This is a genomic window from Amnibacterium setariae, from assembly GCF_003581425.1.
Classification (GTDB): domain Bacteria; phylum Actinomycetota; class Actinomycetes; order Actinomycetales; family Microbacteriaceae; genus Amnibacterium; species Amnibacterium setariae.
In genome coordinates this window covers 186,586-209,166 of sequence record NZ_QXTG01000001.1, presented here as the reverse complement: position 1 = coordinate 209,166, position 22,581 = coordinate 186,586, and the positions used below count along the sequence as shown (strand labels likewise).

Annotated in this window: 18 protein-coding genes and 2 tRNA genes; 15 read left to right on the top strand and 5 right to left on the bottom strand. The window is 72.3% G+C overall.

The features are described from left to right. Positions 1-578 precede the first annotated feature (578 nt). From dnaN to D1781_RS01000, 11 genes are all read left to right on the top strand, one after another. Positions 579-1,718, top strand: a complete 1,140-nt coding sequence (gene dnaN, locus D1781_RS01050; RefSeq protein ID WP_119480443.1) for a DNA polymerase III subunit beta — start codon at positions 579-581, stop codon at positions 1,716-1,718. 40 nt (positions 1,719-1,758) lie between these two features. Continuing rightward, positions 1,759-2,679 (top strand): phosphogluconate dehydrogenase (NAD(+)-dependent, decarboxylating), encoded by a 921-nt coding sequence (gnd, locus tag D1781_RS01045; protein WP_119480442.1) that lies wholly within the window; start codon positions 1,759-1,761, stop codon positions 2,677-2,679. 72 nt (positions 2,680-2,751) lie between these two features. Continuing rightward, entirely contained in the window at positions 2,752-3,915 is a 1,164-nt protein-coding gene (gene recF, locus D1781_RS01040) for a DNA replication/repair protein RecF (protein WP_119480441.1), read from the top strand. Further along, the gene (locus tag D1781_RS01035; protein WP_233550899.1) at positions 3,912-4,391 is read left to right on the top strand and encodes a DUF721 domain-containing protein; all 480 of its coding nucleotides are present in this window, start codon (positions 3,912-3,914) and stop codon (positions 4,389-4,391) included. Before recF ends, D1781_RS01035 begins: the two co-directional genes overlap by 4 nt. Positions 4,392-4,689: 298 nt before the next feature. Next, entirely contained in the window at positions 4,690-6,705 is a 2,016-nt protein-coding gene (gyrB, locus tag D1781_RS01030) for a DNA topoisomerase (ATP-hydrolyzing) subunit B (protein ID WP_119481655.1), read from the top strand. A gap of 125 nt (positions 6,706-6,830) precedes the next feature. Continuing rightward, the gene (gene gyrA, locus D1781_RS01025; RefSeq protein WP_119480440.1) at positions 6,831-9,335 is read left to right on the top strand and encodes a DNA gyrase subunit A; all 2,505 of its coding nucleotides are present in this window, start codon (positions 6,831-6,833) and stop codon (positions 9,333-9,335) included. A gap of 1 nt (position 9,336) precedes the next feature. Next, on the top strand, positions 9,337-9,735 hold the full coding sequence (locus tag D1781_RS01020; protein ID WP_325048766.1) for a DUF3566 domain-containing protein: 399 nt from the start codon (positions 9,337-9,339) through the stop codon (positions 9,733-9,735). A 61-nt stretch (positions 9,736-9,796) separates the two neighbouring features. Next, positions 9,797-9,870, top strand: a tRNA-Ile gene (locus D1781_RS01015). Between the two features lie 77 nt (positions 9,871-9,947). After that, positions 9,948-10,020 (top strand) — tRNA-Ala (locus D1781_RS01010). 340 nt (positions 10,021-10,360) lie between these two features. Beyond that, entirely contained in the window at positions 10,361-10,960 is a 600-nt protein-coding gene (locus tag D1781_RS01005) for a hypothetical protein (RefSeq protein ID WP_119480438.1), read from the top strand. Continuing rightward, the gene (locus D1781_RS01000; protein ID WP_119480437.1) at positions 10,939-12,411 is read left to right on the top strand and encodes a signal peptidase I; all 1,473 of its coding nucleotides are present in this window, start codon (positions 10,939-10,941) and stop codon (positions 12,409-12,411) included. Before D1781_RS01005 ends, D1781_RS01000 begins: the two co-directional genes overlap by 22 nt. 2 nt (positions 12,412-12,413) lie before the next feature. Here D1781_RS01000 and D1781_RS00995 read toward each other — a convergent pair whose 3' ends face one another. Both D1781_RS00995 and D1781_RS00990 read right to left on the bottom strand, forming a co-directional pair. Continuing rightward, positions 12,414-12,962, bottom strand: coding sequence for a DUF6197 family protein (locus D1781_RS00995; protein WP_119480436.1), 549 nt, complete (start codon positions 12,960-12,962; stop codon positions 12,414-12,416). Positions 12,963-13,089: 127 nt separating this feature from the next. Next, on the bottom strand, positions 13,090-16,494 hold the full coding sequence (locus D1781_RS00990) for a proline dehydrogenase family protein (protein WP_119480435.1): 3,405 nt from the start codon (positions 16,492-16,494) through the stop codon (positions 13,090-13,092). A gap of 84 nt (positions 16,495-16,578) precedes the next feature. Between D1781_RS00990 and D1781_RS00985 the strand changes: the two genes are divergently transcribed. Beyond that, the gene (locus tag D1781_RS00985; protein WP_119480434.1) at positions 16,579-17,457 is read left to right on the top strand and encodes a LysR family transcriptional regulator; all 879 of its coding nucleotides are present in this window, start codon (positions 16,579-16,581) and stop codon (positions 17,455-17,457) included. 55 nt (positions 17,458-17,512) lie between these two features. On the opposite strand, the gene D1781_RS00980 is transcribed toward D1781_RS00985, so the two are convergent. Then, the gene (locus D1781_RS00980; protein WP_119480433.1) at positions 17,513-18,169 is read right to left on the bottom strand and encodes a hypothetical protein; all 657 of its coding nucleotides are present in this window, start codon (positions 18,167-18,169) and stop codon (positions 17,513-17,515) included. A gap of 195 nt (positions 18,170-18,364) precedes the next feature. Here D1781_RS00980 and D1781_RS00975 point away from each other — a divergent pair, with 195 nt between their 5' ends. Both D1781_RS00975 and D1781_RS00970 read left to right on the top strand, forming a co-directional pair. Next, entirely contained in the window at positions 18,365-18,907 is a 543-nt protein-coding gene (locus tag D1781_RS00975; protein ID WP_119480432.1) for a peptidylprolyl isomerase, read from the top strand. A 4-nt stretch (positions 18,908-18,911) separates the two neighbouring features. Further along, positions 18,912-19,640, top strand: a complete 729-nt coding sequence (locus tag D1781_RS00970) for a rhomboid family intramembrane serine protease (RefSeq protein WP_119480431.1) — start codon at positions 18,912-18,914, stop codon at positions 19,638-19,640. A 161-nt stretch (positions 19,641-19,801) separates the two neighbouring features. On the opposite strand, the gene D1781_RS00965 is transcribed toward D1781_RS00970, so the two are convergent. After that, entirely contained in the window at positions 19,802-20,050 is a 249-nt protein-coding gene (locus tag D1781_RS00965) for a cell division protein CrgA (protein WP_119480430.1), read from the bottom strand. Between the two features lie 63 nt (positions 20,051-20,113). On the opposite strand from D1781_RS00965, the gene D1781_RS00960 reads away from it, so the two are divergent. Then, a complete protein-coding gene (locus D1781_RS00960; RefSeq protein ID WP_119480429.1) occupies positions 20,114-20,749 on the top strand; it encodes an aminodeoxychorismate/anthranilate synthase component II in 636 nt (211 codons plus the stop codon). 39 nt (positions 20,750-20,788) lie between these two features. On the opposite strand, the gene pknB is transcribed toward D1781_RS00960, so the two are convergent. Beyond that, positions 20,789-22,579, bottom strand: a complete 1,791-nt coding sequence (pknB, locus tag D1781_RS00955) for a Stk1 family PASTA domain-containing Ser/Thr kinase (protein ID WP_233550892.1) — start codon at positions 22,577-22,579, stop codon at positions 20,789-20,791. Between the last annotated feature and the right edge of the window lie 2 nt (positions 22,580-22,581).

Here is a 22,581-nt window from a genome sequence, read left to right as displayed (position 1 = left end):
CCCCTGGCGTCGCAGCGACCGCGTGACGGCGTCAGCGGGGATGCGGGGCGCGGAGCCGGCGGCACCCCGCGTGCGAGGGACGCGCGGGTCGGGTCGCAGAGCGGTACCCGGGGGCTCGGACAGCGGTCGGGGCGGGCGCATCGGGCTGCGATCAGGGAGTTCTCCTCGCCCGGAGCCGGAATCCACCCCCATGTGAGGGAGGTGTGGATAACTCCGGTCGGCACCCCCGTGCGGGGCCCCCTCCCCCTGGGGCGATGTGGAACCGGTCCGGGGACGTCAACATGGCAGGGCGCACGACTCCGCCGTCCGTCCGCACGGTTCCAACATCTGACAGCCCTGTAGTTCCCGCTCGGCAGGCGGCTCCGCACGAGTTATCCACAGTGTGCACACCTGTTAAGAGTGTGGTTGTCCTTCTCCTTCTCTTCCTCCCTCCACTCGATTCCGCGCTGTGGACTGCGACCCCCGTCCGGGCGTCAGGGGCATGAAGGCGGGCCGAGGCCACCCGCTACGATGCTCACCGACCTACGGCAGGACACCCCCGGCGCGATCCCGGGCCCAACGGAACAGGGAGTGCGACGGTGCGATTCCACGCGAACCGGGACGTCTTCAGCGACGCCGTGTCGTTCGCCGTCCGCCTGCTTCCGCAGCGCACCACGCTGCCGATCCTCTCGGGCGTGCTGATCGAGACGACGGACGACGGCCTCTCCCTCTCCTCCTTCGACTACGAGGTGAGCGCCCGCGTGCGCATCGACGCGCAGGTGGACGAGCCGGGCCGCGTGCTCGTCTCCGGCCGCCTCCTCGCGGACATCGCGAACCGTCTCCCCGGCGTCCCGGTCGAGGTCTCGACGCAGGAGAACCGGGTGCTCGTCAGCGCCGGCAGCGCCAGGTTCACGCTGCTCTCCATGCCCGTCGCGGAGTACCCGTCGCTGCCCCCGGTCGGCGAGTCCACCGGCGTCGTGCCCGCGGGGACCTTCTCCGGCTCGATCGCGCAGGTCGTCGTCGCCGCCTCGCGCGACGACGTCACCCCCGTGATCACCGGCGTGCAGCTCGAGGCGACGGCGGGATCGATCTCCCTGACGGCGACCGACCGCTACCGCGTCGCCGTGCGCGAGCTCCCCTGGACGAGCGACGCGAAGGAGCCGGTCAGCGCGCTCGTGCCGGCCCGCACGCTCCAGGAGGTCGGCCGCACCTTCGCCGGCAGCGGCGACGTCAGCATCGGCATCACCCGCGGCGGCGACCGCGAGCTCATCGCGTTCGCCTCCGACCGCCGCACGGTCACCTCGCTGCTGATCAAGGGCAACTTCCCGCCGGTCAAGCGGCTGTTCCCCGACACCACCGAGCACTACGCGGTCATCGGCACGGCGGAGCTCGTCGAGGCGACGCGGCGCGTGCAGCTCGTCCTGGAGCGCGAGGCCGCGCTCCGGTACTCCTTCTCCTCCGAGGGCCTCGTGCTCGAGGCGGCCGGCTCCGAGCAGGCGCAGGCGTCCGAGCAGCTGGACGCGGTCCTCGTCGGCGACGACATCGTCGTCTCGCTGAAGCCCCAGTTCCTGCTCGACGGGCTCTCGGGCGTCCACACGGACTTCGTGCGAATCTCGTTCACGAAGACGGAGAACCCGAACAAGCCTGGTCCGGTGCTCATCACCGGCCAGAAGTCGCGGGAGGACGCGGGCAGCGAGGAATTCCGCTACCTGCTCCAGCCGAACCTGCTGCTGCGCTGAACCCGGCGCCGCGGCCCAACCGAGCATGAGGGACAGCGGAATGAAGATCGGACTCGTCGGCCTGGGCAAGATGGGCAACAACATGCGCGCCCGTCTGAAGAAGAGCGGCATCGACGTCGTCGGCTACGACACCAACCCGGACGTCAGCGACGTGCCGGACTACGCGGCGCTCGCCGCCGCGCTGCCGACGCCGCGCACCGTCTGGGTCATGGTGCCCGCGGGCAGGATCACCCAGTCGGTCATCGACGAGCTGGAGCAGGTGCTCGAGCCGGGCGACCTGATCATCGACGGCGGCAACTCCCGCTTCACCGAGGACGAGAAGCACGCGAAGCAGCTCGACCCGAAGGGCATCTCCTTCATGGACGTCGGCGTCTCCGGCGGCGTGTGGGGCCTCGAGAACGGCTACGGCCTGATGGTCGGCGGCAGCGACGAGCAGGTCGAGCGGGTCATGCCGGTCTTCGACGCGCTGCGCCCGGAGGGCCCCCGCGACGAGGGCTTCGTGCACGCGGGCCCGGTCGGCGCCGGCCACTACACGAAGATGGTCCACAACGGCATCGAGTACGCGATCATGCAGGCGTACGCGGAGGGCTACGAGCTGCTCCACGCCTCGGACCGCGGCATCGACGTCACCGGCACCTTCAAGGCCTGGCAGCGCGGCACGGTCGTCCGCTCCTGGCTGCTCGAGCTGATGGTCCGCGCCCTCGAGCAGGACCCCGACTTCGCCGAGATCGACGGCTACGTCGACGACTCCGGCGAGGGCCGCTGGACGCTCGAGGAGGCGATCGACCACGCCGTGCCGATGCCCGCCATCAGCGCCTCGATCTTCGCCCGCTTCGTGTCGCGGCAGGAGCAGTCCCCCGCCATGCAGGCGGTCGCCGCGCTGCGCAACCAGTTCGGCGGCCACGCGGTCAAGGCCGCGGAGGTCGAGACCGCGCAGCAGATGCACCCGACCAAGCGCTAGACCCCTTCTCGTCCGGGGCTGCCGGGATCCCGGCCCGCCGGCCCCCTGCAGCCCCGGACGGAGCGACCCCTGATGCGCATCGCGAACCTGCGGCTGACCGACTGGCGCAACTACGCCGCCGCGGACGTCTCGTTCGCACCGGGAGCGAACGTGCTCGCCGGCAGCAACGGGCAGGGGAAGACGAACCTCGTCGAGGCGATCGGCTTCCTCACGACCCTGGGCTCGCACCGGGTCGCGGGCGACGCGGCCCTCGTGCGCGCGGGCGCCGACGCCGCGGTGATCCGGGCGACCGTCGTCGCGGGGGAGCGCGAGGTCCTCGCCGAGGTCCTCGTCAACCGCGTGGGCGCCAACCGCGCGCAGCTCAACCGGTCTGCGGTGCGTCCGCGCGAGATCACGCGGAACGTCTCGAGCGTCCTGTTCGCGCCGGAGGACCTCGCCATCGTGCGCGGCGAGCCCTCCGCCCGCCGCCGCTTCGTCGACGAGCTGCTCGTGCAGCGCGCCCCGCGGCTCGCGGGCACCGTCTCCGACTACGAGAAGGCGCTCCGGCAGCGCAACGGCCTGCTCCGCGGGAGCCGCGGGCTCGTCGACGTCGAGTCGCTCGCGGTCTGGGACGAGCGCCTCGTCGCGACGGGCTCCGAGCTGCTCGACGCCCGCACCGCCCTGCTCGCCGACCTTGAGCCCCTGATCGCCGAGCAGTACGCGGTCGTCGCGGGCGCCGACCAGCGGGTCGCCGTGGCGGCGCAGCGCACGATCGACGACGAGTCGGACGAGGGCACGACCGTCGAGCGGTTCACCGCCGCCCTCGCCCGGGTCCGGCGCCGCGAGATCGAGCGCGGCATCACCCTGGTCGGCCCGCACCGGGACGACGTGCTGCTCACGATCAACGGGCTGCCCGCCCGGGGATACGCGAGCCACGGGGAGTCGTGGTCGCTCGCGCTCGCGCTGCGCCTCGGCTCCGTGGAGCTGCTGCGGCACGCCCTCGAGACCGGCGACCCGATCGTGATCCTCGACGACGTGTTCGCGGAGCTCGACGAGCGGCGGCGCGTCCGCCTCGCGGACCGGGTCGCCCGCTACGAGCAGGTCATCGTCACCGCCGCGGTGGAGGCGGACATCCCGCCCGCGCTCGCCGGCCGCGTCACGCGCATCCGCGCCGGCAGCGTGGTCGACGAGCCCGAGCCCGAGCCCGCGGCCGACGGGCCCGCGGGGGCGGCCGAGCGGGCAGGATCGACCGCGTGACCGACGACGCCCGCACGGAGGCGCAGCGGGTGTGGACCCGGCTCCGCTCGGTCTTCGGCGGGTCCCGTCCGCGCCGCCGGGTCGTCGCCGATCGGCCGGGCACGACGCCCTTCGCCGCCGGCCGCGACCCGCTCTCGGTCGGGACCGTGCTCGACCGCGTGACCGACTCGCTCGGGTGGCGCACCCCGCTCGCCCGCACGGACCTCGCCGCGGCCTGGCGGTCGATCGCCGGCGCGGAGACCGCGAAGCACGCGGAGGTCGAGGGCTACGCCGACGGCGTGCTGCTCGTGCGCTGCGACTCGACCGCGTGGGCGACGCAGCTGTCGCTCATGCGCTCCCAGATCGCCGAGCGGATCGCGAAGGACTTCCCGGACGCGGGGGTCGATTCGATCCGCTTCCTGGGGCCCAACACGCCGAGCTGGAACCACGGCCCGCGGAGCGTGCAGGGCCGCGGTCCCCGCGACACCTACGGCTGACCCCTCCGGAGCGCGATTCTCGCTCTCGGCGGAACCGGTCCGCAGATCGATCTGACGGGCGAATCGGCCGCGTGTCGCCGAGGAGGCCGAGTGATCTGATCCCCGTCCCGATTCTGAGGCCGCAGAAGGCCGAATCCGGCCCCGGGTCCCCTCGCCGCGCGGTAGACTCGGGAGGTACCGAGGACTGGAGTGCGGATCAGTGACGAGCGACGTTGACGGGCCCATCGGCGAGGACGACACGAACGACGCGACGGGCCCGGTCGACGACCTCGGGCCGGAGAGCACCGACGGGGAGTCGCTGACGGAGCCCGCGGAGGACGACGCCGAGGCGACGAGGCCGAAGCCGAACGGCGAGGACTACGGCGCCGGGTCCATCCAGGTGCTCGAGGGCCTCGAGGCCGTGCGCAAGCGCCCGGGCATGTACATCGGCTCGACCGGTCCGCGCGGCCTGCACCACCTGGTCTACGAGATCGTCGACAACGCGGTCGACGAGGCGCTCGCGGGCTACTGCGACACGATCGACGTGCGCATCCTCGCGGACGGCGGCATCCGCGTCGCGGACAACGGGCGCGGCATCCCGGTCGACGTCCACCCCGTCGAGGGCCGGTCGACGGTCGAGGTCGTCCTGACCGTGCTGCATGCGGGCGGCAAGTTCGGCGGAGGCGGGTACGCGGTCTCGGGCGGCCTGCACGGCGTCGGCAGCTCGGTCGTGAACGCGCTGTCCCACAAGCTCGACGTCGAGGTCCGGCGCCAGGGCCACGTCTGGCGCCAGTCCTACACGGACGGCGTCCCGGACGCGCCGCTGGCGCAGGGCGAGGCCGCCGACTCGACCGGGACGACGGTGTCGTTCTGGCCGAACGCGGACATCTTCGAGACGACCGAGTTCGACTACGAGACGCTGCGCACCCGGTTCCAGCAGACCGCGTTCCTCAACAAGGGCCTCACGATCGCGCTGACCGACGAGCGCACGTCCGAGCCGGTGGAGGGGGAGACGGAGGCGCCCGAGGTGCGCACGAACGTCTTCCGCTACGACCGCGGGCTCGTGGACTACGTCGAGTACCTCAACCTCGCCAGCGCGAAGAAGTCCGAGCCGGTGCACGAGTCGGTGATCGCCTTCGAGTCCGAGGACAAGGAGAAGGTGATCTCGCTCGAGATCGCCATGCAGTGGACGGGCTCCTACTCCGAGAGCGTCCACACGTTCGCGAACACGATCAACACGCACGAGGGCGGCACCCACGAGGAGGGCTTCCGCGCCGCGCTGACCGGCCTCATCAACCGCTACGGGCGGGAGAAGGGCTTCATCAAGGAGAAGGACGAGAACCTGACGGGCGACGACGTCCGCGAGGGCCTCACCGCCGTCATCTCGATCAAGCTCGGCGAGCCGCAGTTCGAGGGCCAGACGAAGACCAAGCTCGGGAACACCGAGGCGAAGCCGTTCGTGCAGCGCGTCGTGACGCAGGAGCTCACGCACTGGTTCGAGTCGAACCCGAACCAGGCGCGCGACATCGTGCGGAAGGGCATCCAGGCGGCCACCGCCCGGCTCGCCGCCCGGAAGGCGCGGGACGCGACCCGGAAGACCGCGCTCGACCGCGCCTCCATGCCGGGCAAGCTCAAGGACTGCCAGACGCGCGACGCGTCGAAGGCCGAGATCTTCCTCGTCGAGGGCGACTCCGCCGGCGGCTCGGCCGTGCGCGGGCGCAACCCGGAGACGCAGGCGATCTTGCCGCTGCGCGGCAAGATCCTGAACGTCGAGAAGGCGCGGCTCGACAAGGCGCTCGGCAACGCCGAGGTCCAGGCGATGATCACGGCCTTCGGGTCGGGCATCGGCGAGGACTTCAACCCCGAGAAGGTCCGCTACCACAAGATCGTCCTGATGGCCGACGCGGACGTCGACGGCCAGCACATCACGACGCTGCTGCTCACGCTCGTGTTCCGGTTCATGCGGCCGCTCATCGAGCTCGGCTACGTCTACCTCGCGCAGCCGCCGCTGTACCGGCTCAAGTGGAGCAACGCGAAGCACGACTACGTGTTCAGCGACCGGGAGCGCGACGCGCTGCTCGCCGACGGCCTCGCCTCCGGCAAGCGCATCCCGAAGGAGAACGGCGTCCAGCGGTACAAGGGGCTCGGCGAGATGGACTTCTCGGAGCTGTGGGAGACCACGATGGACCCCGAGACCCGCACGCTGCGGCAGGTGACCCTCGAGGACGCCGCGGCGGCGGACGAGATCTTCGCCACCCTCATGGGCGAGGACGTCGAGTCGCGCCGCAACTTCATCCTGCAGAACGCGAAGGACGTCCGCTTCCTGGACATCTAGCCGTTCCCTCACCCCGCTGGTTGAGCCGGGCGCCCCCGCGCCCGTGTCGAAACCACTCCGTCGGACTGGTTTCGAGACGGCCCTGGACGGCCTCCTCAACCAGCGGATGATCGATAGGACCCTCAATGGTTGACAACATCGAGCAGGTCGACCTGCAGCTCGAGATGCAGCGGTCGTACCTCGACTACGCGATGAGCGTGATCGTGGCGCGCGCCCTGCCCGAGGTGCGGGACGGCCTGAAGCCGGTGCACCGCCGCGTGATCTACGCCATGTACGACGGCGGCTACCGGCCGGACCGGGCCTTCTCGAAGTGCGCCCGCGTCGTCGGCGACGTCATGGCGCAGTTCCACCCGCACGGCGACAGCGCGATCTACGACACGCTCGTGCGGCTCGTGCAGGACTGGAGCCTCCGCTACCCCCTCGCGCTCGGGCAGGGGAACTTCGGCTCCCCCGGCAACGACCCGGCGGCCGCTCCGCGGTACACCGAGACCAAGATGGCGCCGCTCGCCATGGAGATGGTCCGGGACATCGACGAGGACACCGTCGACTTCCAGGACAACTACGACGGCCGCACGCAGGAGCCCGTCGTCCTGCCCGCCCGGTTCCCGAACCTGCTCGTCAACGGGTCGGCCGGCATCGCCGTCGGCATGGCGACGAACATCCCGCCGCACAACCTCCGCGAGGTCGCGGCCGGCGCGCTGTGGGCGCTCGAGCACCCCGACGCGACCCGCGAGGAGCTGCTCGCGGGCCTGATGGAGCACATCAAGGGCCCGGACTTCCCCACCGCCGCGACGATCCTCGGCACCCGCGGCATCAACGACATGTACCGCACCGGCCGCGGCTCGATCACGATGCGCGGCGTGGTGAGCGTCGAGGAGCTGCAGGGCCGCACCTGCCTCGTCATCACCGAGCTGCCGTACCAGGTCAACCCCGACAACCTCGCCGACAAGATCGCGACGATGGTCAAGGAGGGACGGATGGCCGGCATCGCCGACATCCAGGACCACTCCTCCGGCCGCACCGGTCAGCGCCTCGTGATCGTGCTGAAGCGCGACGCGGTGCCGAAGGTCGTGCTGAACAACCTGTACAAGCACACCGAGCTGCAGCAGAACTTCGGCGCGAACATGCTCGCGCTCGTCGACGGCGTGCCCCGCACCCTCGCGCTCGACGGCTTCATCTCCGCCTGGATCGACCACCAGCTCGAGGTCATCCAGCGCCGCACCGCCTACCGGCTGCGGAAGGCCGAGGCCGACGCCCACATCCTGCGCGGCTACCTCAAGGCCCTCGACATGCTCGACGAGGTCATCGCGCTGATCCGCCGCTCCCCGACCCCGGAGGACGCGCGGAACGGCCTCATCGACCTGCTCGACGTGGACGAGGTGCAGGCGAACGCGATCCTCAGCCTGCAGCTCCGCCGCCTCGCCGCCCTCGAGCGCCAGCGGATCATCGACCAGGCCGCCGAGCTCGAGCGACTGATCGCCGACTACAAGGACATCCTCGCCAAGGTCCCGCGCCAGCGCGCGATCGTCGCCGAGGAGCTCACCGAGATCGTCGACCGCTTCGGCGACGACCGCCGCACGCAGATCCTCGCCGGCTACGACGGGGAGATGAGCATCGAGGACCTCATCCCGGAGGAGGAGGTCGTCGTCACCGTCACGCGCGGCGGCTACATCAAGCGGACCCGCAGCGACCAGTACCGGTCGCAGCGCCGCGGCGGCCGGGGCGTGCGCGGCGCCCAGCTGCGCGCGGACGACATCGTCGACCACCTGTTCGTCACCTCCACCCACCACTGGCTGCTCGTGTTCACGAACGCCGGCCGCGTGTACCGGGTGAAGACGTACGAGGTGCAGGAGAGCGCCCGTGACGCGAAGGGCCAGCACATCGCGAACCTGCTCGCGATGCAGCCCGACGAGAAGGTCGCGCAGATCCTCGACATCCGCGACTACACGGTCGCCCCGTACCTCGTGCTCGCCACCCGCGGCGGCCTCGTGAAGAAGACGGCGCTCGCCGAGTACGACACGAACCGGTCCGGCGGCATCATCGCGATCAACCTCCGCGAGGACGACGAGCTCATCCAGGCGCTGCTCGTCGACGAGTCGGACGACCTGCTGCTCGTGTCCCGCAAGGGCATGTCGCTGCGGTTCACCGCGTCGGACGACTCGCTGCGGCCGATGGGCCGCAGCACGTCGGGCGTCATCGGCATGCACTTCCGCGGCGAGGACCAGCTGCTCGCCGCCCGCGTGGTCTCCGACGAGGGCTTCGTCTTCGTCGTCACGGAGGGCGGCTTCGCCAAGCGGACGGCGGTCGACCAGTACCGCGTGCAGCAGCGCGGCGGCCTCGGCATCAAGGTGGCGAAGCTGCAGGAGGCGCGGGGCGATCTCGCGGGCGCGCTCATCGTCGGTGAGCGCGACGAGGTGCTCGTGGTGCTCGAGAGTGGCAAGGTGGTGCGCTCGAACGTGTCCGAGGTTCCTGCGAAGGGGCGCGACACGATGGGTGTGGTCTTCGCTCGCTTCGCCGAGGATGACAGAATCATCGCCATCGCCCGCAACAGCGAAACGACCGTGGAGGCGCAAGCAGATGAGCTCGGTGAAGAGCCCCAGCCGCCCGTCGGAGACGGGCACGAAGGATAGCGTGGCGGACAAGCTGTCGGAGCGGGCCCCCAAGGCGGCGCCGACGAAGCAGGTCCGGCTGAAGCTGGTCTACATCGACTTCTGGTCGGCGGTGAAGTTCTCGTTCCTCATCGCGGCCGCGGTGGGCGTGATCATCCTCGTGGCGGTCCTGCTGATCTGGACCGTGCTGACGTCGACCGGCGTCTTCAACCAGATCTCGACGCTGATGCGGGACGTCTCCGGCGACCCGAACAGCAACGTCAGCAACGTCGTCTCCTTCGCGCAGGTGATGGGCTTCACGCTCGTCATCGCGGCGCTGAACGTCGTCGTCGGCACCGTGCTCGGCGCGATCGCGTGCGTGCTCTACAACCTGTCGGTGCGCATCACCGGCGGGATCCTCGTCGGATTCAAGAACGGCTGAGGGCTGGTACGCTCTTCTGCGGCCCGATCGGGCCCGCCGGCCCGTCGAGGGCCACCCACTCGGGGCTATAGCTCAGGCGGTTAGAGCGCTTCGCTGATAACGAAGAGGTCCCAGGTTCAAGTCCTGGTAGCCCCACGAACGCAGGCCCCCGGTCCACACGGACCGGGGGCCTGTTCCGTGGGAGCGGGTCACCTAGACTCGGCTCACCCTCCGGGGGCATAGCTCAGTTGGTAGAGCACCTGCTTTGCAAGCAGGGGGTCAGGGGTTCGAGTCCCCTTGTCTCCACCGTTCCCGCTCCGCCGATCCGGCGGACGTCGTTGTGCCGCAATGGTTCGTGCTGCGGTGCCGAGGCCGGCCGAGCTCCGACACGCCGAGCCGCGCGCTGCGTCCCGGAATGGGGTGTCGTGCACGCGATGCGCCGATCGCCTCCTCCGGGGGACGGCCCCCTCACGTTCCTCCGTGCACGCGGGTCCGCTGCCGCGTGCAATCGCGGTCCCAGGACGTCCACGACGCGCTGAACCGTCGGCGCGCACGCGGTTCCGTGCACCGACCCTGGGGAAGCGCCCCTCGGACGGCCCCATAGCCTCGCCCCGTCACCGCTTCATGGGGGAACGAGGAGGACACGGTGCACAGGACTCTGCGACGGTTCAGCCGGCTGTCGACGCTCGCGGCTGCGGGCATCGCGGTCGTGGGCAGCGGCGCGTTCGTGATGTCGGCCTCGTACTCGAGCTTCAGCGCGCAGACGAGCAACTCGTCGAACAACTGGACCTCCGGCTCCGTGAAGCTCGCTGACGACGACTCCGGCACGGCGCTCTTCACCGCCGCGGCGAACGCCAACGTGAAGCCCGGGCAGACGGCGTCCAACTGCATCACGGTGACGTCCTCCGGGTCCCTCCCGTCGGCGGTGAAGGTCTGGGGCGCGGTCACCAGCACCGGGCTCGCGCCGTACGTCAACCTGCAGATCGAGACCGGCACGGGCGGCGGGTTCGGCACCTGCACCGGGTTCACCCCGGCGTCCGGGACGTCGAACGTCTTCAACGGCACCTTGAACAACCTCGGGGCGACGAGCTACGCCAACGGGTACAGCGCCAACTGGACGACCACGGGGGCCGCATCCGAGTCGAAGGTGTTCCGGGTCACCTGGACGCTGGACCAGAACACGCCGGACGCCGCGCAGGGCAAGAACGCCACCGTCGCGCTGACATGGGAAGCGCAGAACAACTAGTCCGAGGGCGACGTCCGTCCGCGGGCCGCCCCGCTCCGGCTCCGTCCGCGGCGGGGTGGGTCCTGGTCGTCATCGCGGGGCTGTGCCGCAGCCTCCTGCTGACCGGCGTCGCACTCGCGTCGTGGACCGTGGTGCCCGGCCTCGTCGGGCTCCACGCCACGACCGTGATGAGCGGTTCGATGGAGCCGCGGTTCCAGGTCGGCGACGCGGTCGTCGCGAAGCCGGTGCAGCGCGCGGACCTCGCCATCGGTCAGGTGCTGCTCTTCGACGACCCGGACGAGCGCGGGGCCCTCCGGATGCACCGGCTGGTCGCAGCCCGGGGGCAGGTGCTGACGACGAAGGGCGACGCCAACGACGTCCGCGACTCGAGCACGGTGCCCTTCTCCGCCGTGCAGGGCGTCGGCTTCCTCCGGGTCCCCTACGCGGGGCTGCCCGCCTACTGGATCCGGACCGGACAGCTGCAGCCCCTGCTCCTGACCGGCACGGCCGCGGTGCTGCTCGCCGTCGGCACGCTGCTCGACCGGCGCTTCCTGACCGGACGGCACGTCGCTCCCGACTCGGAGGCCCGGCGTCGGCGCCAGGCGCGGCACCGCCTCGCGGCGTCGTCGACCCTGGTGCTGGTCCTGCTCGCGACGGCCGGCCGGGCCGTGGCGCCCGCGCAGGCCTCGTTCGCGAACGCCACCTCGAACGGTCCGAGCGTCGTGACGGGCTGCTGGGACTGGCCGCTGCGCGGGACCCTGCCGTCGTCCGCACTGGCCTACTTCAACTTCATGGAGAGCAGCGGGTCGACGACGGTGAACCGCGTCGGCGGCACCTCCGTCTCCACCTACGGCACGGTGGTGCGCGGTGCGGGCACGTGCACGACCGACGCGTCGCCGTTCCTCACCCTCGGCACGGCGGGGGCGAGCGGGCTCGTCTCGCCGACCTCCTCGACGATGCCGTCCGGCGGCGTCACCATCGCCTCGTGGTTCCGGACCTCGACCGCCTCGGGCGTCATCGCCGACCTCGGGAACAGCGGGCAGGGGTCGACCGGCAGCTCGCTGAGCAGCGTCGTGGTGTACCTGGACTCGAACGGGTCCGTCGTCATCGGTGTCCCGACGGCGGTCGTCGCGGGCGGCGTGGTGACCGTGATGACCTGCCGGAGCCCGAGCGGGTACGCCAACGGGACCTGGCACCTGCTGATCGCGACCTTCAGCGCGTCCACCGGGTGCACCGTGGCCGTCGACGGGACGACCCCCGTCGGTTCGGCGGCGACGAACTCGTCGCTCGTCAACCTGTCGCTGCTCAGCGGCACCACCACGTGGTGGCGCCTCGGCTACGACACGATCGCGTCGGCCTACCCGAACCGGGGCAGCAGGGCGTGGTTCACGGGCGACCTCGACGAGACGCAGGTGTACTCGGCCGTGCTCACGACGACCGAGCAGCAGGCGATCGTCGACCGCCGGCACTGAGGTCAGGCGCGCGCCAGCTCCGTGCGGACCGCGTCGCCCGTGCGGCCGAGCGCGGAGCGACCCGCGTCCATCAGCGCGAGCACGTCGGACTGCCGGCGGTCGGCCGCGTCGTTCCAGCGCACCAGGTCGTAGGCGCGCGCGGCCGTGACGCCCGGCGGGGTGCTCCAGTCGCCGATGGGACCGCCGCCGTGGAGCACGTTCCACAGCGTGCCGATGGCCCGCTGCCCGACCGGCCCCGTGATGCTGCCCGGCAGGGCCTCGATGGCGACCGCGGCGACGAGGCAGGCCTTTTCGCTGCGCTCGCCGTCGTGGGCCCGGAGGGTGCCGACGTGCAGCCGGACGCCCTGCTCGTCGATGGTCGTGAACCAGGCGTCCTGCACCCAGCCGGCGGCGAGCCGGTCGTGCGCGCGGACGAGCAGCTCCTCGACGGCGTCGATCCGAGCGAGGCGAGCGCCGAGCCGGTCGATCCGCTGCAGCCGCCGACGGTCCCGCCATCGGGTCCGCAGCCCGACCGGTGCGGTGATCGTCTGCTGGAGGAGCGAATCGGTCATGGGGCGACCCCCTGTCGTCGGCGAGCGATAGGGGAATTCTGTCCTCGGACCTGGAATGCGCCTGAGACGGCGGCGCCGCGGCCGAGATCCGCAGGGACCCGGCCGCGGCGCGCGGTGGGGGAAGGCGTCAGATGACGCCGTCGGTGAGGCCGTTCGGCGTGCCGAAGCGGTGCGCCGTGATGCTGACCGACTGCTCGTGCAGGAACGGCAGCAGCTCGATCCGGCCCGCCGCGGTGACCTCGCCGGACCAGATCGCCAGGTCGGGGTCGCCCCCGGCGGCGTCCAGCAGGGCGGAGGCGGAGCCCCCGATCAGCCGCACGCGGCCCGAGAGCACGGGCGCGGCCTCGATGCGGTGCGTGACGCCCAGGTCGCTCAGCGCGCCGGCGAGCGGGGCGGGCAGCGGCTCCTCCGCGACGACCTCGAACGGCCCGCCGGCCCGGGTCGCCGCGGCGAGGACGCGGAGCACGTCGCCCGCCTCCGCGTCGGCGGCGATCCGCACCGTGACGGGCACGGTGCGGTACCGGAGGAGGTTCCGCTCGACGCCGAGGCCGGCGAGCTCGCGGGTGACGCCGAACTCCTCCTGCCACGCGGCCTGGTCGCTCGCTGCGCCCGTGGAGACGAAGGCGCGGGCCTCGTCGCCGAGTGCCACCGCCGCGCGCGCGATGCGGGCGACGGTCGGCTCCAGGCGGGCGCTCGGCGTGTCCGCGGTCGCGCTGCGGTGCCACGTGCCGAGCCCGACGAGGTAGTTGGGGCCGCCGGCCTTGGTGCCCGCGCCGACCGAGGACCGCTTCCAGCCGCCGAAGGGCTGGCGTCCCACGATCGCCCCGGTCGTCCCGCGGTTCACGTAGACGTTCCCGGCCTCGACGCGGTCGATCCAGCGGCCGATCTCCTCGGGCTCGAGGGACTGCAGCCCGGCGGTGAGCCCGTAGGCGACCTCGTTCTGCATCGCGATCGCCTCGTCGAGGTCGTTCGCCGTCATGATGCCGAGGACCGGGCCGAAGTACTCGGTGCGGTGGAAGTCGGAGCCGCGGCGCACGCCGGTCCGGATGCCGGGCGTCCAGAGCCGCCCCTCGCGGTCGAGGCGCTTCGGCTCGAGCAGCCAGCGCTCGCCGGGGCCGAGGGTCGTGAGCCCCTCGAGCAGCTTGCCGCTCGCGGGCTCGATCACCGGGCCCATGCGGGTCGTCGCGACCCAGGGCGCGCCGACCTCGAGCGAGGAGACCGCGTCGACGAGCTGGCCGAGGAACCGCTTCGACCGCGCGACCGGGCCGACCAGGATCGCGAGGCTCGCCGCGCTGCACTTCTGGCCCGCGTGGCCGAAGGCGCTCGCCACGAGCTCCTTCACGGCGAGGTCCAGGTCCGCGGAGGGGGTGACGACCATCGCGTTCTTGCCGCTGGTCTCCGCGAGCACGGGGAGGTCGTGCCGGAAGTCGCGGAAGAGCCGCGCGGTCTCCCACGCGCCGGTCAGCACGACGCGGTCGATGCGCGGGTCCGCCACGAGCCGGCGCCCGAGGGTCTCCTCGTCGACCTGGAGGAGGGTCAGCACGTCCTGCGGGACCCCGGCGGACCAGAGCACCTCGGCGAGCACCGCACCGCACCGGCTCGCCGGGCCAGCGGGCTTCAGCACCACGCCGCTGCCCGCGGCGAGGGCGGCGAGCACGCCGCCGGCCGGGATGGCGACGGGGAAGTTCCAGGGCGGGGTGACCAGCGTGAGTGCGGCGGGCTCGAAGCGCGCGCCGTCGACGTGGTCGAGCTCGCGGGCCCGCTCGGCGTAGTAGCGGGCGAAGTCGATCGCCTCGCTCACCTCGGGGTCCGCCTGGTCGAACGTCTTGGCGGCCTCGCTCGCCATGACCTCGATGAGCCTGCCGCGTGCGGCCTCGAGGGCGTCGCCCGCGCGCTGCAGCACCGCGGCCCGCTCGGCGGCGGGGCGCGCGCCCCAGGCACGGCCGGCCTCGGCGGTCTCGCCGAGCAGGCGGTCGAGCACCTGCTCGTCGACGACGGTGTGCTGCTCGAGGGTCGCGACGCCCTCGTCGGACCGTGCGGCTCGCTCCAGCACCTCCGCCGCCCAGGCGCGGTGCTCGGGCACGGCCGGGTCCGTGTCGACGGCGTTGCGGAACGGCGCGTCCGGCGGGGTCGCGGCCACTACGCGGGGCACGCGGTGCGACGGGGGCACGGCGGCGTCGAGGGCCGCCATCGACGCCGCGAAACGGTCGCGCTCGCGGGTGAAGAGGCGCTCGCTGCTCGCGAGGTCGAACACGCTCGACATGAAGTTGTCCTCGCTCGCGCCCTCCTCGAGGCGGCGGACGAGGTAGGCGATCGCCACGTCGAACTCGCGCGGGTGGACGACCGGCGTGTAGACGAGCAGGCCGCCCACGTCCTGCCGGACCGCCTCGGCCTGGCCCGTGGCCATGCCGAGCAGCATCTCGAACTCGACGGCGTCGCGGACGCTCCGTTCGCCGGCGAGCAGCCAGGCGTGGGCGACGTCGAACAGGTTGTGGCCGGCGACGCCGAGCTGCACGGCGTCGGTGTGCTCGGGCGTCAGCGCCCAGTCGAGGACGCGCTTGTAGTTGGTGTCGCTCTCGACCTTCTCGTGCCAGGTGGCGAGCGGCCAGTCGTGGATCGCGGCCTCGACCCGCTCCATCGGGAGGTTCGCGCCCTTGACGAGCCGGACCTTGATCGGCGCACCGCCCCGGGCCCGCCGTGCGGCGCTCCACTCCTGCAGCCGCATCATCGCCGAGAGGGCGTCCGGCAGGTACGCCTGGAGCACGATCCCCGCGCGGTAGTCCGTGAACCGCGGGGCGTCGAGGATCCGCTGGAAGACCGCGATCGTGAGGTCGAGGTCCTTGTACTCCTCCATGTCGAGGTTGATGAAGGTGCCGGTCCGGCGCGCGGCCTCGTAGAGCGGGGTGAGGCGGGCGACGACGTCGTCGACCGCGGCGTCGAAGGCCCAGACCGCGTGGGGCGCGACCGCGGCGGACACCTTGATCGACACGTAGTCGACGTCGGGGCGCTCGATGAGCGCGAGCGTCCCGGCCAGGCGCCGGTCCGCCTCCTTCTGCCCGAGCACGGCCTCGCCGAGGAGGTTGAGGTTGAGCCGCACCCCGCGGGAGCGGATGCGCGCGATCGCCCGGCCGAGTCGTGCGGGCGTGGCGTCGATGACGAGGTGGTCGACCATGCGGCGCAGCGCGATCCGCGCCGCGGGCACGACGATCCAGGGCAGCAGCGGCGCGGTGAGGCCGCCGAGGCGGACCGCGAGACGCAGGGGGAGGGGGAGGAAGCGGGGCACGTCGGGCGCGAGCTGCGCGAGCCGGTGCGCGGCGGCGCGGAGGTCCTCCGGGCGCACGACGCCGTCGACGAACCCGACAGTGAAGGCCAGGCCCTTGGGATCGCGCAGCACGCCGGCGAGGCGCGCGGCCGCCGGGTCGGTGGGCGCGTCCGCCGCCTGCGCGAGCCAGCGGCGCACGAGCGCCTCCACCTCGCCGATCGACGACGCCGGGCTCGACGCCGGGCCGGTCTCCATGACGGTTCCGCTCATCCGTGCAGTATCGGACGACGACGCATCGGGATCGGTGACGATTCGTCACGAGTATCGTTCAGCTCGACCGAAGGGTGCTCCGCGATGTACGACGTCCGCCGACTCCGCCTGCTCAAGGAGCTGGCGGACCGCGGCACGCTGGCGGAGGTCGCGGCCGCCCTGCACTTCAGCCCCTCCTCCGTGTCGCAGCAGCTCGCGCTGCTCGAGCAGGAGGTGGGCGTGCCGCTGCTCGTGCCGTCCGGCCGTCGCGTGGCGCTGACGCCGGAGGCGCAGGCGCTCGCCGACCGCGCGGGCGAGGTGCTCGCGCTGCTCGAGCGCGCCGAGTCCGAGATCGCGGCGCGGACGACGGCGGTGGCGGGCACCGTGCGGCTCGCCATCTTCCAGTCCGCGGCGATCGCGCTGCTGCCCGCGACCCTGACGACGATGGCGCGGGAGCACCCCGGCGTCCGCGTGGAGGTGGTCCAGCACGAGCCGGAGGCCGCGCTGCAGCGGACCGCGACGCGGGACTTCGACCTGGTGGTGGCGGAGGAGTATCCGGGCCACGCGACCGCTCGGCACGACGGGCTCGACCGGCGGCCGCTCGTGCAGGACCCGCTCCGGCTGCTCGTGCCGGTCGCGTCGCGGGTCGAGTCCCTCGCGGACGCCGCCGATGCGGCCTGGGTGCTGGAGCCCCGGGGCGCGGCCTCGCGCCACTGGGCGGAGCAGCAGTGCCGGCTCGCGGGGTTCGAGCCCGACGTGCGCTACGAGTCCGCGGACCTCGAGGTGCACATGCGGCTCGTCGAGTCGGGGCACGCGGTCGCGATGCTGCCCGACCTCGTCTGGAGCGGCCGGACCGCGCCCGGCCGCCCGGTCCTGCCGCCGGGCTCGCCCGAGCGGCGGATCTTCACGGCCGCCAGGACGTCCGGCGCGGACCGTCCCGCCGTCGTCGCGCTGCGCCGGGCGCTCGAGGAGGCCGCGGCCTGAGACGACGGAGGGGACCCGCCGTCCGGCGGGTCCCCTCCGTGTCGAGCGGGACGGGTCAGTTCGTGCCGCTCGTGGTCTCCGGGTCCTCGTCCGCGACCCACAGGTCGTCGTCCGCCCGCAGGGTCTGCCAGACCGCGTAGGCGATGCCCGCGACGATCCCCACGCCGAGCAGGATGCCGAGCGTGCCGCCGAAGCCGACGCCGCCCTTCTCGCCCTTGGCGGCCTTCGCGCCGTGCTTCGCGGCTGCGCCGCCCGCCTTCGCCGCGGCGCGCAGCTTGGCGCCGCCCTTGGCACCCGCCTTGTGACCGGCCTTGGTCGCGACGTCGAGCCCCTTCGTCAGTTTGTCGCCCTGCTTGACGACGCCGTCGGACAGGCCGAGGCGGCTGCCCGCCTCCTCCGCCAGCGCGACCGCCGCGGCCGCGGCGCTCGTCACGGCGGGCGCGAGCACGCCGGTGAAGCCGTCCTTCGCCGTGGAGGCGGCGTAGGTGCCTGCGGCCTTGCCCGCCTTCGTCACCGCGGGGGCGACCTTCTCGACGACGGCCGTGCGCGCGCCGGGCACGAAGCCGTCGAGGTTGTCCTTGGCGAACCGCTGCACGTGCGGCAGGGCGTCCCGACCGACGGAGTTCGCCCGCGTCAACAGCGCCTGCTGGTCGCTCCAGAGACGCTGCGCGTCCTTCTTCAACCGCTTCACCTGCTTCTTCTGCGAGACCATCGTTGCGCTCCTCGGCGTCGTCGGTGGCACGCCGACGATCACGTCGACGCGGTGCGAGCCATCCTCGCATCGAGTGCGCTGCATGCGACCTGAAAGTCGGCGAAGGGTCGGCCGATCCTCTGCGCGGCCTCGGATCCGCCTGAGGAGCGCGCGCACCGGAGCAGCGCATCGGCGCGTCGATGCCAGACTGGCGGCATGCCCGACGTCACCGCGACCGCCGTCCTCCACACCACGCAGGGGGACATCACCGTCGACCTGTTCGGCCTGCACGCGCCCAAGACCGTGCGGAACTTCATCGGTCTCGCGACCGGCGAGCAGACGTGGCGCAACCCGCAGACGGGCCAGGAGGAGACCGGTCCCCTCTACAAGGACCTCGTCTTCCACCGGATCATCCCGAACTTCATGATCCAGGGCGGCGACCCGATCGGGAACGGCACCGGCGGTCCCGGATACGAGTTCGACGACGAGATCGCGCCGGACCTCGACTTCACGAAGCCCTACGTGCTCGCCATGGCCAACGCCGGCAAGCGGGGCGGCCGCGGCACCAACGGCTCGCAGTTCTTCATCACCACCGCGCCGACGCCGTGGCTGCAGGGCGCGCACACGATCTTCGGCGTGGTCGCGGACCAGGCCTCGCGCGACGTCGTCGACAAGCTCGGCTCGGTGCCGACGGACCGCGCTGACCGGCCGCTCGAGCAGCAGGTGCTGTCGAGCGTCGACGTCCAGCAGCGCACCTGATCCGATGAGCGACGTCCGCGCCGATCTCCGCCGGTACTGGCGGCGGTCCGCGCGGTACCGCCCGCGCACCGCCACCGGCTGGATCGCGGCGGTCACGGTCGCCGCGTACGTCGTGCAGCTGCTGTCGGGCGGCGTGCTCGAGCTGCTGCTCGCCTACGCGCCGGCCTACTCGCTGCCGTCGACCGGCATCGCGTTCGAGCCGTGGCGGATGCTGACGTCGGCGCTGATCCACCAGCCGATCTCGATCCCCGGGTCGCTGATCGGCATCACCCACATCGCGTTCAACATGATCGCGCTGGTGTCGTTCGGCCGTCCGCTCGAGGGCGTCATCGGCGCCCGACGGCTGATCACCATCTACGTCCTCGGCGCGCTCGGCGGCTCGGTCGGCGTGCTCTCCGCCTCCCTCGTCGGGCTCATGCGGCCCGACACGCTCGTCTACGGCGCGTCGGGCGCGGTCTTCGCGGTGCTCGGCGCGGTCGCCGCGGTGCAGCGCCGGCTCGGCGTCGACGTCCGCACCCTGCTCCTGCTGATCGCCATCAACCTCGCCCTGGGCTTCGTGGTGCCGGGCATCGCCTGGCAGGCGCACGTCGGCGGGCTGGTGGTCGGCGCCGTGACCGGCTGGCTGTTCGTCTCGAACCGCGGGCCGCGCCGCGACCGCCGCGCGTGGGCCGGCGCGGGCGTCATCACCGCGGTGCTGCTCGTGCTCGCCCTGGCACCGGCCGCCCTGGTCTGATCCCCCGCCCTGGTCTGATCCCCCGCCCTGGTCTGATCCCCCAGCACTCCACGGCTCCTCCACGGGCCGTCCACGGAGTTATCCACAGGCTTGTGCACCGTGTGGAGAATCACAGGGCTGTGCTTCCGCAAGCCCGCGATCGGGTCGCCTCCGGACGGGGGTCAGCGCCACCCGAGGGTCATGAGGAACCCGACGAAGGCGATGCCGAAGCCGATCAGGATGTTCCAGCTGGACTGCTCCGCGGGGAACGGGATCGGCAGCGTGCCGCCCGAGATGTAGAACACGACGATCCACAGCAGGCCGAGCAGCATGAAGCCGAACATCAGGGGCTTGAACCAGACCGGGTTCGCGCCGTCCCCGGCGGCCCGTCGGTCCTCGCGGCGGACGGGCGAGCTCTTCAGGCGGGCCATGGCCGACATGGTACCGGGCGGACCCGCGCCGGACGGGGGTTGCGGCTGCGTAGGATTCCGGGGATGACCAGGGTGCTCGTCGTCGACAACTACGACAGCTTCGTGTACACGCTGAACGGCTACCTCCGGCAGCTCGGCGCGGAGACGGACGTCGTGCGCAACGACACCGTGCCGGTCGACGAGCTCGCCGACCGGATCCGCGAGTACGACGGCGTGCTCGTGTCACCGGGCCCCGGCAAGCCGTCCGACGCGGGGGTCTCGATCCCGATCGTGCGCACGGCCGTCGCGGCGGGGGTGCCGCTGCTCGGGGTGTGCCTCGGGCACCAGGCGATCGCGGAGGCGTTCGGCGGCGTCGTGACGAACGCCGAGGAGCTGATGCACGGCAAGACCTCGCGCGTGGTGCACGACGACAGCGCGCTGTTCGAGGGCGTGCCCGACACCTTCACCGCGACCCGCTACCACTCGCTCGCCGTCGTCGACGGCACCGTCCCCGTGGAGCTCGCGGTGACCGCGCGCACCGAGGGCGGCGTGATCATGGGCCTGCAGCACCGGGAGGCCCCGGTCTACGGCGTGCAGTTCCATCCCGAGTCGGTGATGACCGAGGGCGGGCACCGCATGCTCGCGAACTGGCTGCGCGTCGTCGGGGACGAGGACGCGGTCGCGCGCGCGGAGGGGCTCGGCCCGCGGATGGCCGGCTGACCGGGCCGGCCGCGCTGCGGCGGCTGGACCGACGGGGGCTCAGCCGACCGGGGCCGTGGGGGTCGGCGTCGCGCTCGGGTCCTGACCCGGCGTGGAGTTCCCGGAGCACTGCTGCAGCACGACCTGCGACCCCTGGTCGACGAGCCCGGCCTGCGTGCCCTGGTAGACCACCGTGTCGCCCGCCGCGCCGCAGTTCTCGGCCTGCTGCACGTCGGCGCTGAGCCCGAGACCGCTGAGCACTGCCTGCGCGTCGGTGATCGTGCGACCCGTCAGGTCGGGCAGCTGCACCTTGCCGTTGGAGACGACCAGGTCGACGGAGGTGCCCTCGTCCACCTTCGCGCCGGCCTGCTCCGAGGCGGAGATGACGGTGCCGTCCGGCACGTCCTTCGACTCGTCGGAGGTGACGTCGCCGACCTTCAGCCCCGCCTGGGCGACGGCCTGCTTCGCCGCGTCCTGCGTGAGCCCGGCGAGCGTCGGCACGGTCGCCTGCGGCGTCCCCGTGGAGACCCAGAGGCTGACCGACTGACCCTTCGTCAGGACGGTACCCGCGGCCGGTGTGGCGCGGATGACGACGCCCTTCGGCACGGAGCTGCTCGGCTCCTGGTGCAGCAGCGGCCGCAGGTCGAGGCCGCGGATGGTGTGCTCGGCGCTCGTCTGCGTCGAGCCCGCGAGGTCGGCGGGCACGGTGCGGTTGTCCGCGCCGAAGCCGCCGGTCGCGAGGGACACGACCCACAGCGCGACGGCGACCACGATGGCGGCGACGACCAGGACGCCCGCCCAGATCCAGGCGACCGGCGGCTTGCTCGAGGTGCTGGCGGGACCGGGGTCGTCGAAGGCCAGGCGGCGGACCGTCGAGTCGACGGTCTCCTCCGCGCCGCCGAAGAGCTCCTGGTGGATCTCCGCGGTGGGGAGGCGCGCCGTGGGCGTGCGCCCCGCGAGCACCGCGTCGACGTCCTCGCGGAACTCCTCCGCGGACTGGTACCGGCGGCTCTTGTCCTTCTCGAGGGCGCGGAGGACGACGGCGTCCATCTGCTCGGTGAGCGCCGGGTTGATGCGGCTGGGCACCTCCGGGCGCTCGGAGACGTGCTGGTACGCCACGGCGATGGGGCTGTCCCCGCGGAACGGCGCGCGGCCGGTCAGCATCTCGAACAGCACGACGCCGGTCGAGTACAGGTCGCTGCGGAAGTCGACCGTCTCGCCCTTCGCCTGCTCGGGCGAGAAGTACTGCGCGGTGCCGAGGATGACGCTCGTCTGGGCGACGGTCGCGGACGAGTCGCTGATCGCCCGGGCGATGCCGAAGTCCATGACCTTGATCTGGCCGGACCGCGTGACCATGACGTTGCCGGGCTTGATGTCGCGGTGCACGACGCCGGCCCGGTGCGAGTACTCGAGGGCCGTGAGGATGCCGCCGATGATGTGGCCGGCCTCCTGCGCTGTCATCGGGCCGTCCTTGATGAGGTCCTTCAGCAGCTTGCCGTCGACGAACTCCATCACGATGAACGGCAGCTGGGCCTCGCCGCCGCCGGACTCGATCACCGTCTCCTCGCCCGCGTCGAAGACGCGGACGATCGTCGGGTGGGTCATCCGGGAGGCGGCCTGCGCCTCCTGCCGGAACCGCATGCGGAAGGTCGGGTCGTTCGCGAGGGACGACTTCAGCAGCTTGATCGCGACCTTGCGCCCGAGGCGGGTGTCGGTGCCGACGTGCACCTCCGCCATCCCGCCGCGGCCGATGTGCTGCTCGACGCGGTACCGGCCGGCGAGCAGGCGCTCGCCGCCGGTCAGGGCCAGGATCGGCCCCGTGACGGCGGCGGCCGGCGCGGTCTCGTCCACGT